The 10,864-nt window shown below is 60.4% G+C and carries 8 protein-coding genes; 4 read left to right on the forward strand and 4 right to left on the reverse strand.

All coding sequences use genetic code 11. From position 1 onward, the window contains the following. Positions 1 to 93 precede the first annotated feature (93 nt). Both AC4IHP_RS27605 and AC4IHP_RS27610 read right to left on the reverse strand, forming a co-directional pair. Positions 94 to 3,564 carry a hybrid sensor histidine kinase/response regulator gene (locus tag AC4IHP_RS27605; protein WP_490833256.1) on the reverse strand — a complete coding sequence of 1,157 codons (3,471 nt, stop codon included), beginning with the start codon at positions 3,562 to 3,564 and terminating at the stop codon, positions 94 to 96. 259 nt (positions 3,565 to 3,823) lie between these two features. Further along, a complete protein-coding gene (locus AC4IHP_RS27610) occupies positions 3,824 to 4,366 on the reverse strand; it encodes a TetR/AcrR family transcriptional regulator (protein ID WP_490833257.1) in 543 nt (180 codons plus the stop codon). 91 nt (positions 4,367 to 4,457) lie between these two features. Between AC4IHP_RS27610 and AC4IHP_RS27615 the strand changes: the two genes are divergently transcribed. From AC4IHP_RS27615 to AC4IHP_RS27630, 4 genes are all read left to right on the forward strand, one after another. After that, positions 4,458 to 5,657, forward strand: coding sequence for an MFS transporter (locus tag AC4IHP_RS27615; protein ID WP_490833258.1), 1,200 nt, complete (start codon positions 4,458 to 4,460; stop codon positions 5,655 to 5,657). A gap of 49 nt (positions 5,658 to 5,706) precedes the next feature. After that, positions 5,707 to 6,018 (forward strand): cupin domain-containing protein, encoded by a 312-nt coding sequence (locus tag AC4IHP_RS27620; RefSeq protein WP_460117613.1) that lies wholly within the window; start codon positions 5,707 to 5,709, stop codon positions 6,016 to 6,018. A gap of 105 nt (positions 6,019 to 6,123) precedes the next feature. Beyond that, positions 6,124 to 7,275, forward strand: coding sequence for a TDT family transporter (locus AC4IHP_RS27625; RefSeq protein ID WP_490833259.1), 1,152 nt, complete (start codon positions 6,124 to 6,126; stop codon positions 7,273 to 7,275). A 96-nt stretch (positions 7,276 to 7,371) separates the two neighbouring features. Then, positions 7,372 to 9,243 carry an MFS transporter gene (locus AC4IHP_RS27630; protein WP_490833260.1) on the forward strand — a complete coding sequence of 624 codons (1,872 nt, stop codon included), beginning with the start codon at positions 7,372 to 7,374 and terminating at the stop codon, positions 9,241 to 9,243. Between the two features lie 114 nt (positions 9,244 to 9,357). On the opposite strand, the gene sugE is transcribed toward AC4IHP_RS27630, so the two are convergent. Next, the gene (gene sugE / locus AC4IHP_RS27635) at positions 9,358 to 9,672 is read right to left on the reverse strand and encodes a quaternary ammonium compound efflux SMR transporter SugE (protein WP_490833261.1); all 315 of its coding nucleotides are present in this window, start codon (positions 9,670 to 9,672) and stop codon (positions 9,358 to 9,360) included. A gap of 119 nt (positions 9,673 to 9,791) precedes the next feature. After that, positions 9,792 to 10,757 (reverse strand): bile acid:sodium symporter family protein, encoded by a 966-nt coding sequence (locus tag AC4IHP_RS27640; RefSeq protein ID WP_490833262.1) that lies wholly within the window; start codon positions 10,755 to 10,757, stop codon positions 9,792 to 9,794. Positions 10,758 to 10,864: the final 107 nt, after the last annotated feature.

The following is a 10,864-nucleotide window of genomic DNA, read 5'->3' on the forward strand; positions in this document are numbered from 1 at the left end:
GCTCTTGCTCTTGCTCTTGCTCTTGCTCTTGCTCTTGCTCTTGCTGTTCTGTGGGAGCGAGCCTGCTCGCGAAGGCGTCTGCAAGTTCACCTTCTACAGCGGCAAATACCGACTCAACAGTGCCCGCAACGCCGCCGGCTTCACTGGTTTGGCCAGATAATCCAGGCCCGCCGCATGCACTTGCGCCACGGTCTCCGGGCGTCCATCCGCGCTGATGACCACGCCGGGTACCGGCTCGCCCAGGCGGGTGCGCAACCAGGCCATCAGCTCTGTGCCGGTATCGCCGTGGTCGAGGTGATAGTCGACCAGCGCCAGTTGCGGCCGTACGCCTTCATTCAATATCGCTGCGCATTCTTCGCGGTTGCGCGCCGTCCACACCTGGCAGCCCCAGCGGCTCAACAGGCTGTTCATGCCGATCAGGATGCTGTCTTCGTTATCGATGCACAGCACCTGCGCGCCGCTGAGCATTTTGCTGTTCGGTTCGGCCGTGGTGTTCGCCGCAGGCGTTTGCGTGCGCGCCAGCGGTACCGTCACGCTGAACACGCTGCCGCGCCCCGGCCATGAACGGACGCGCAAGGTATGCCCGAGCACGCGGCACAAGCCGTCGGCGATCGCCAGGCCCAGGCCCAGGCCTTTTTCAGCGCGGGTCTGGTGGCTGTCGAGGCGTTTGAATTCTTCGAAAATCACTTGTTGTTTGTCTTCCGGAATGCCTGGGCCGCGATCCCAGACTTCCAGGCACAACTCGTCGCCGCGCCGGCGTACGCCCAGCAGCACCGGGCCTTTGGCGTAGCGGAAAGCGTTGGTGAGGAAGTTCTGCAAGATTCGCCGCAGCAGTTTGATGTCGCTGTCGATGCGCAGCTGACTGCCACGTACGCGGAACGTGAGCTTTTGCTCCTGGGCCAACGCTTTGAATTCGGCGCCGAGGGTGTCGAACAGTTCGTTGACGGCGAAGGCCTTGCGCTCGGGGTTGATCTTGCCGTTTTCCAGGCGCGAGATGTCCAGCAGATCGCTGATCAGGTCTTCCGCCGAACGCAGCGAGCTGTCGAGGTGTTGCACCAGTTGTTGCGCCTCTGCGCTCAAGCCTTCGTTCTGGTGGGAGAGGGCGGCGGAGAACAGTCGCGCGGCGTTCAGCGGTTGCATCAAGTCGTGGCTGACGGCGGCGAGGAAGCGGGTTTTCGACTGGTTGGCTGCCTCGGCGTTGCCCTTGGCTTCGGTGAGCGCGACGTTGAGTTGCGACAGTTCCTGGGTGCGCTCGCTGACCCGTTGTTCCAGCCCTTCGTTCGCCTCGGTCAGTGCCTGTTCGGCTTCGCGGAACGCCGTGATGTCGGTGAAACTCATGACGAAGCCGCCGCCAGGCATCGGGTTGCCGATCAGCTCGATCACTCGACCATTGGGGAACAGCCGTTCGGAAGTGTGCGCGCGGCCCTGACGCATCCAGTGCAAGCGTCGTGCGACGTGCACTTCCGCTTCGCCGGGGCCGCACAAGCCGCGTTCGGCGTTGTAGCGAATGATGTCGGCGATGGGCCGGCCGACGCTGATCAGGCCGTCGGGGTAGTTGAACAGCTCCAGATAACGGCGGTTCCATGCCACCAGTTTCAGCGACTGGTCGACCACGCTGATGCCCTGGGTGATGTTCTCGATCGCGCCTTGCAGCAGCGCGCGGTTGAACTGCAGCACTTCCGAGGCTTCGTCAGCGATTCGGACGACGTCCTCCAGCTGCATTTCCCGACCTTCGATGGCGGCTTTTACTACAGCGCGCGTCGAAGAAGCGCCAAGGACACCGGCCAGCAAGCGTTCGGTGTGGGCGATCCATTCGCTGTCGGCGTTCTGGTTGGGGTTGAAGCCCTTGCCCTGGCGGTAGGCGAAGCGAATGAAGCTCTGCCGCGCGCGTTCTTCGCCGACGAAACGCGCCGCCAGCTGCAGCAAATCGTCGATCTGCACCGCCAGCATCGAGCGAGCATTAGGGCGTGCACTGATTTCCTGGCCGATGAAACGCCCGGCCTGCCAGTGTTCCGAAACCCGCGTGCGCGACAGCACCGAGACCCAGGCGAACAGGGTGAAATTACCGGCCAGCGACAACACCACGCCTTGGGTCAACGGCGTGATCGGCAGGTTCAGCGGATTGCTGTGCAGCCACGCCAAGCCGGGGAAACTCGCCAACGACCAGCCGAGACTGTGCGCGGCAATCGGCAACACCAGTGTGTAGAACCAGAGGAAGGTGCCGGTGGCGAGACCGGCGAACACGCCGCGACGGTTGGCCTGTTTCCAGTACAGTGCGCCGAGCATCGCCGGCGCCAGCTGCGTCACCGCCGCGAAGGCGATCTGGCCAATGGTCGCCAGGCTCGCGGTCGAGCCAAGCAAGCGATAGCTGACATAGGCCAGCAGCAGAATCACCACGATGCTGACGCGGCGCACCGAGAGCATCCACTGGCGGAACACTTCAAATGGGCGCTCGGCATTGTTGCGGCGCAACAACCACGGCAAGAGCATGTCGTTGGAAACCATGGTCGACAGCGCGACGCTGGCGACAATCACCATGCCGGTCGCTGCCGATGCGCCACCAATAAACGCCAGCATCGCCAGCGCCGGATGGGCCTGGGCCAGCGGCAGGCTGATCACGAACGAGTCGGGCAGCACATCACTGGGCAGCATCATCTGACCGGCAAGGGCGATCGGGACTACAAACAATGCGGCCAAAGCCAGATAGGCGGGGAACACCCATTTCGCCAGACGCAGATCCTGCGGGTCGATGTTTTCCACTACGGTCACGTGAAATTGCCGGGGCAGACAGATGATCGCCATCATCGCCACGCCGGTCTGCACCACCATCGATGGCCAGTTGATGGTTTCCTTCCAGTAAGCCTCAAGGCGCGGAGCGAGCATTGCCTGATTGAACAGGTCATCGAAACCGTCATACAGGCCGTACGTGACGAAGGCGCCGACGGCGAGAAAGGCGAACAGCTTGACCAGCGATTCGAAAGCGATCGCCAGCACCATCCCCCTGTGGTGTTCGGTGGCATCGAGGTTGCGCGTACCGAAGACGATGGTGAACAACGCCAGCACCAGCGACACGATCAGCGCGGTGTCCTGAGCGCGGGTGCCCATGGCATCGGCGCCGGCGCCGATCAGCAGGTTCACGCCGAGGACGATGCCTTTGAGCTGCAGGGCAATATAGGGCAGCACGCCGACCAGACAGATCAGCGCCACGACCACCGCCAGCGATTGCGATTTGCCGTAGCGCGCGGCGATGAAGTCGGCGATGGAGGTGATGTTCTCCTGTTTGCTGATCATCACCATTTTCTGCAGGACCCACGGCGCGCCGACCAGCAGCAGGATCGGCCCGAGATAGATCGGCAGGAACGACCACAGCTGTTCCGCCGCCTGACCGACCGCGCCGAAGAACGTCCAACTGGTGCAGTAAACCGCCAGCGACAGGCTGTACACCCAGGCGCGCACCCGTGGCGGCAACGGCGTGCTGCGACGGTCGCCGTAGAAGGCGATGGCGAACATGATGGCCATGTAGGCCAGGGCAACGACGGCGATCAGCCCGGTGGACAACGACATGCAGCACTCCCGACGAAAGACTCCCCGGCACTCCTGCCCGGGTGGACAGTCTCGCACGGGCGCGGCGGTTAGTCAGTGTCGACCAAGGTCGTGGCGTGGCGGGGTGTCGCAGGACTGGAACTGGGTAGTTTTTGCGGTGACGTTGCCGAACACAAAACCCTGTAGGAGCTGTCGAGTGAAACGAGGCTGCGATCTTTTGATCTTTGCAATCAAAATCAAAAGATCGCAGCGTGCCGCAGCTCCTACATGGGGATCGGTGTCAGTGCTGGTTCAACGCGATATCAATCAACCTGTGTAATTCTTCCACTTCGAGTGCCGCCGCCGAAAACAGAATCCGGAACACCACCGGCGCCACCACCAGATTGATCAACCGATCAACACTCGGTGCGGTCTCATCGGGGTGCCGCGCAATGATCGTCTGCAATTGCGCGCCAATGATCGTCACGCAATACCCCGGCGTCATGCTCGCCTGTACATCCCGCATCATGTTGCGGCCCGGCTCGGAACTCATTTCGTCGAGGTACTGCTCGGCCCACGCGCGGATATCGCTACGCAAACTGCCGGTTTGCGCCGGTTCGCTGTCCGGACGCATGCGGGCGAGGGCGACGTCGGCGAGTAATGCCGCCAGATCGCCCCAGCGCCGATAGATCGTCGACGGCGTAACGCCGGCGCGTGCGGCAATTTGCGGGACGGTCACGGTGGAACGTTCCTGCTCTTGCAGCAGCGCATTGACCGCCGAATGAATCGACTCTTGCACCCGGGCACTGCGGCCACCAGGGCGTAAACCTTCTTTAATAGCCATGCGGCAGACCTTAACACAAAGAATTTGCTTTAAGCGCTGGGCGGTAGCACGCTGCGCAAAAGCAAAAAATTAGCTTTTGCGGAGTATGCCCATGACCAGCCCCTCGAATAATATTGCTTCTCACCAGTCCAGCTTGTGGTTTCTGGCGATCACCTTACTCAGTTTTCTCGCCGCTTCCACCGCGCCGACGCCCTTGTATCACTTGTATCAGGATCAGCTGCATTTCTCGGCAGCGATGCTCACGCTGATTTTTGCCGTATACGCCTTGAGTCTGTTGGCGGCGTTGCTGACGGTGGGCTCGCTTTCCGACCACTTAGGCCGCAAACCGGTGATCTTCACCGCCGTGTTGCTCAATGCACTGGCCATGTTGCTGTTCATCTACGCCGATAGCGTGTCGTGGTTGATCAGCGCACGGGTGCTGCAAGGTTTCGCCACCGGCATGGCCACTGCCGTATTGAGTGCAACGCTGCTCGACACCGACCGTCTGCAGGGGCCGCTGATCAACAGCGTCGCGCCGTTACTCGGGATGGCTTTGGGCGGGTTGGGCTGTGGCTTGCTGGCAGAATTCGCACCGGCGCCGTTGCAATTGACCTATTGGTTGCTGTTGGCGTTGTTCGTGTTGCAGGGCGTTTATGTCTGGCGCCTGCCGGAAAGTGTCTCGCGGCAAGGTGGGGCGCTGGCGTCGTTGCGACCGACTTTGCACGTGCCGGTGCAAGCGCGATCGACGTTGTGGCGAGTGCTGCCACTGAACACCGCAACCTGGGCGCTCGGAGGTTTTTATGCCTCGCTGGCACCGTCGTTGGTGCGCACGGCCACTGGCTCTACCTCCAATCTGATCGGTGGCGCTACGGTCGCGGCGCTCACCGTGACCGGTGCGTTGATGATTTTCATGATGCGCAATCGTCCAGCCGCTCAGGCGCTGCGGCTGGGCGCGAGTTTGCTGCCGATCGGGCTGGTCCTGATCCTCCTCGGCGTGCATGGCGCCAGTCTGTCGTTGTTTTTCTTCGGCACCCTGGTCGCCGGTTGCAGCTTTGGTTCGGGCTTTCTCGGTGCGGTGCGCAGTCTGGTGCCGCTGGCTTTGCCGCATGAACGAGCCGGTTTGATGTCGGCTTATTACGTGCTCAGTTATCTGGCGTTCTGTTTGCCGGCGCTGCTGGCCGGGCACCTGGCTCGCAGTTTCGGGTTGCTGGCGACCACTGATGGTTACGGCGTTGTGTTGATCGTGCTGGCCGTGGCGGCGTTGCTGCTCAGCCTGCGTCCACACGTCGGCCAAACATGCGGTGCACCTTAAATGCGGCTGTTTCGGTTAGCCTTGGCGAACTTCTCTCACGGATCGACTCATGAAGATTATCCGCAGCAAATCGTTCACCGCCGACCGCGCCTGGGGTGCGCTGGACATCGCCAATATGAACGGCATCACCACGCGCCTGCACTGGACCGATCAGCCATACAGGTGGCACATCAACGATGGCGAGGAAGTGTTCGTTGTGCTCGATGGCCAGGTGCAGATGCATTTTCGCGAAAGCGGTGAGGAGAAGCAGGTGCTGCTGGATGCAGGCGACATTTTCTATGCTTCGGTCGGCACCGAGCATGTCGCCCACCCGCAGGGCGTAGCGCGGATCCTAGTGATCGAATCCGAAGGCAGCGTTTAAATTACTATCGGTAAAACAGATAACAGATAGAGATATTACCCGTTATATCGATATTCGATTCGGATCTACCATGGACTCCACCTCACCAGAGGACAGGAGTTCATGATGATTTGCCCTAATAGTGTCACCCCCGGCTACAAACCTTTCAGCCAGCTTCAACATCCACGGGAAGTGATCCGTCAATTCACGCCAAACTGGTTCGCCGCGACCATGGGCACCGGTGTCCTGGCGTTGGCTTTGGCGCAATTGCCGCTGGCCATTCCCGGATTGCGCGCTGTGGCCGAAGGGCTGTGGTTGTTCAACATTCTGTTATTCACGCTGTTTACCGTTGCTTACGCTGCGCGCTGGATTTTGTTCTTTGACGAGGCGCGGCGGATTTTCGGCCATTCCACTGTGTCGATGTTTTTCGGCACCATTCCCATGGGCCTGGCGACGATCATTAACGGCTTTTTGCTGTTCGGGCTGCCGCGTTGGGGCGACGGTGTCATCCAGCTCGTTGAAGTATTGTGGTGGGTCGATGTGGCGATGTCGCTAGCCTGTGGCGTGCTGATTCCGTACATGATGTTTACCCGCCAGGAACACAGCATCGATCAGATGACTGCGGTCTGGTTGCTGCCGGTGGTGGCGGCGGAAGTAGCAGCGGCCAGCGGCGGTTTGCTCGCCCCTCATCTGACTGACGCCCATGCGCAACTCATCGTATTGACCACCAGCTATGTGCTGTGGGCCTTTTCCCTGCCAGTGGCGTTCAGCATTCTGACCATCCTGTTGTTGCGTATGGCTCTGCACAAGCTGCCCCACGAAAACATGGCCGCGTCGAGTTGGCTGGCCCTCGGTCCGATCGGCACCGGTGCGCTGGGCATGTTGCTGTTGGGCGGTGAGGCGCCAGCGATTTTTGCCGCCAATGGCCTGGCTGGCGTCGGTGAAATCGCTTCGGGCCTGGGCCTGGTGGCGGGGATTACGCTGTGGGGGTTTGGTCTGTGGTGGATGCTCATGGCGCTGTTGATCACTGTGCGTTATCTGCGTGACGGCATTCCGTTCAACCTCGGTTGGTGGGGCTTTACCTTCCCGCTGGGCGTCTATTCGCTGGCGACTTTGAAACTGGCAAGCATCCTCAACCTGACATTTTTCAGTGTATTCGGTACGGCGCTGGTGATTTTGTTGGCGGCAATGTGGCTGATCGTCGGCAAGCGCACCGTGCAGGGCGCATGGCGTGGCGAGCTGTTTGTCTCGCCGTGCATTGCAGGTTTGAAGAAATAATCCGAAAAGTTTAGGTAAGGTGTGGCCTGGATCGTGGTGCGGGATTCCAATAACAAGCACCCAGGCCTCACTACCTAACATCAGGAAACACGGAAGATGAGTCACCCCTCACAGTTCAACCTGTTGCGCACCCGGCGCTTTTTGCCCTTCTTTATTACCCAGTCGCTCGGCGCGTTCAACGACAACGTGTTCAAGCAGTCGTTGATCCTCGCCATCCTCTATCGGCTGACCATCGAGGGTGACCGCTCGATCTGGGTCAACCTCTGTGCGCTACTGTTTATCCTGCCGTTTTTCCTGTTCTCGGCGCTGGCCGGGCAGTTCGGGGAAAAATTCGCCAAGGACGCGCTGATCCGTCTGATCAAACTCGCGGAAATCGCCATCATGGCCGTAGGATCGATCGGCTTCCTCTTCGATCACCTGTCGCTGATGCTGATGGCACTGTTCGCCATGGGCACACACTCGGCGCTGTTCGGCCCGGTGAAGTATTCGATCCTGCCGCAGGCCTTGCGCGACGATGAACTGGTCGGTGGCAACGGTCTGGTGGAAATGGGCACGTTTCTGGCGATTCTCGCCGGCACCATCGGCGCCGGGATCATGATGTCGTCCGAGCACTACGCGCCGGTGGTCTCCGCTGCCATCGTTGGCATTGCCGTGCTGGGTTATCTGGCCAGCCGCAGCATTCCGCGTGCGGCGGCATCGTCGCCGGAAATGCGTTTGAACTGGAACATATTCAGTCAATCCTGGGCGACGCTGAAACTCGGTCTGGGCCAGACGCCAGCGGTGTCGCGCTCGATTGTCGGTAATTCGTGGTTCTGGTTTGTCGGGGCGATTTACCTGACGCAGATCCCCGCGTATGCCAAGGAATGGATGCACGGTGACGAAACCGTGGTTACGTTGATTTTGACCGTGTTCTCGGTAGGAATCGCGCTGGGTTCGATGCTCTGCGAAAAACTCTCCGGGCGCAAAGTCGAGATCGGTCTGGTGCCGTTTGGCTCGTTTGGCCTGACCGTGTTCGGCCTGTTGCTGTGGTGGCATTCCGGGGGAATCCCGGACAGTGTCACCGGCCATAGCTGGATTGCCGTGTTGGGCTTTGTTCACACGTGGGCAGTCTTGATCGACATCCTTGGCCTGGGCATCTTCGGTGGCTTCTATATCGTGCCGCTGTACGCGCTGATTCAGTCGCGCACGGCTGAAAACGAACGAGCGCGAGTGATCGCCGCCAACAACATTCTCAACGCGCTGTTTATGGTGGTGTCGGCGATTGTTTCGATCGTCTTGTTGAGCGTCGCCAAGCTGTCGATCCCGCAACTGTTCCTGGTGGTGTCGCTGCTGAACATCGGCGTCAACGCCTACATCTTCAAGATCGTTCCGGAATTCAGCATGCGCTTCATGATCTGGCTGCTCAGCCATTCCATGTACCGCGTCGAGCACCGCAACCTTGAAGCGATCCCGGACGAGGGCGCGGCGCTGCTGGTGTGCAACCACGTGTCCTTCGTCGACGCCTTGCTGATCGGCGGGGCGGTGCGTAGGCCGATTCGTTTTGTCATGTACTACAAGATCTACAACCTGCCGGTACTGAACTTTATCTTTCGCACGGCGGGCGCTATTCCCATCGCCGGACGCCAGGAAGATATCCAGATCTATGAAAAAGCCTTCACGCGCATTGCCCAGTATCTGAAGGACGGCGAACTGGTGTGCATTTTCCCGGAAGGCAAATTGACCGCTGATGGCGAGATCAATGAGTTTCGCGGCGGCGTGACGCGGATTCTCGAAGAGACCCCGGTACCGGTGATTCCGCTGGCGCTGCAAGGATTGTGGGGGAGTTTCTTCAGTCGCGATCCGAACAAGGGCTTGTTCCATCGCCTGTGGTCGCGGGTGACGCTGGTGGCCGGGCCGGCGATTACCGAAGGGACTGAGCCAGCGAAGTTGCAGGTGTTGGTGGGGGAGTTGCGCGGGTCCGTTAGATAGTCGGTGTATCAAAAGGCCCCTTCGCGAGCAGGCTCGCTCCCACAGTTGACCCTGTTCCAATGACGGAACGCGGTTGAATGTGGGAGCGAGCCTGCTCGCGAAGACGGTATCGGCTTAAGCGCTGACTTTAAGGCCAATCAAACCCGTGACGATCAACGCCACACTGGCCAGCCGAATCAACGCCATCGATTCACCAAACAGAATGATCCCGGCGATCACCGTGCCCACGGCACCGACGCCAGTCCAGATCGCATAAGCCGTACCCAACGGCAATTCCTTCATCGCCAAGCCCAATAGACCCAGACTGATAGCCATCGCGGCAACGGTCAGGGCGGTCGGAAGCGGGCGGGTGAAACCGTCGGTGTATTTCAGGCCGACGGCCCAGCCGACTTCGAACAGGCCGGCGCAAAACAGAATGATCCAGGCCATGCAGGACCTCCATCGATTGACGGGGTCGTCCCCAGATTAATGACTCGAGCGAGCCGCAGGGTCGTCCCCGCGTTGCGCAATATACTGACGAGCATTAACCCGAGGATCAAGTTTTCGGCTCAGTCGACCGCCTGTTGCGCGAGATTGTCGCGGTCTTCTTTTTCACTCATACGCCGGAAATACGTCGACAGCAGCGCCCCGGAGATATTGTGCCAGACGCTGAACAGCGCGCTCGGCACCGCCGCCAGTGGCGAGAAATGCGCACTGGCCAATGCTGCGCCCAACCCCGAGTTCTGCATGCCGACTTCCAGTGCCAGCGACTTGCGCTGAGCCAGCGGCAAACCGAACAGGCGCCCGGTGAAGTAGCCGAGCAGATAGCCGAAGCTGTTGTGCAACATGACTACCGCCATGATCAACAGCCCGGACTCGGCGATTTTCGCCTGGCTCGCCGCGACCACGGCGGTGACGATAATCACGATGCTGATCACCGACACCAGGGGCAACACATCCACCGCATGCCGCACCTTGTCGCCGAGCAGACGCTGCGCGACCACGCCGAGAACGATCGGCAACAGCACCACTTGCAGGATCGACCAGAACAGCTCCATGAACGACACCGGCAACCACGCCGAGGCCAGCAGCCAGATCAGCGCCGGGGTCAGCAATGGGGCGAGGAGGGTGGTGACAGCGGCGATAGCCACCGAAAGCGCCAGGTCACCGCGCGCCAGCCAGGTCATCACGTTTGACGAGGTGCCGCTCGGGCAGCAGCCAACCAGAATCACGCCGACGGCGATCTCCGGCGGCAGGTGAAACACCTGGCAGAGCAACCACGCCACACCGGGCATGATCACGAAATGCGCAACCACGCCCAGCGCCACCCGCCACGGATGGCGAGCAACGGCGGCGAAGTCGTCGAGTTTGAGGGTCAGGCCCATGCCGAACATCACCAGACCCAGCAGCGGTACGATCGCGCTTTTCAGGCCGATGAACCACGCTGGTTGCAGGAAGGCCACGACGGCGAATATCAGAACCCAGTAAGCGAATGTATTGCCGACAAAGCGGCTGAGTGCAGCCAGTGCGCGCATGGCTTGATCCTTATTTTTGGTTACACCACAAAACATTGTGGGAGCGAGCCTGCTCGCGAATGCGGTGAGCCAGACACATTAATGTTGACTGGCACACCGCATTCGCG

The sequence above is a fragment of the Pseudomonas sp. UF-293 genome, assembly GCF_058245595.1.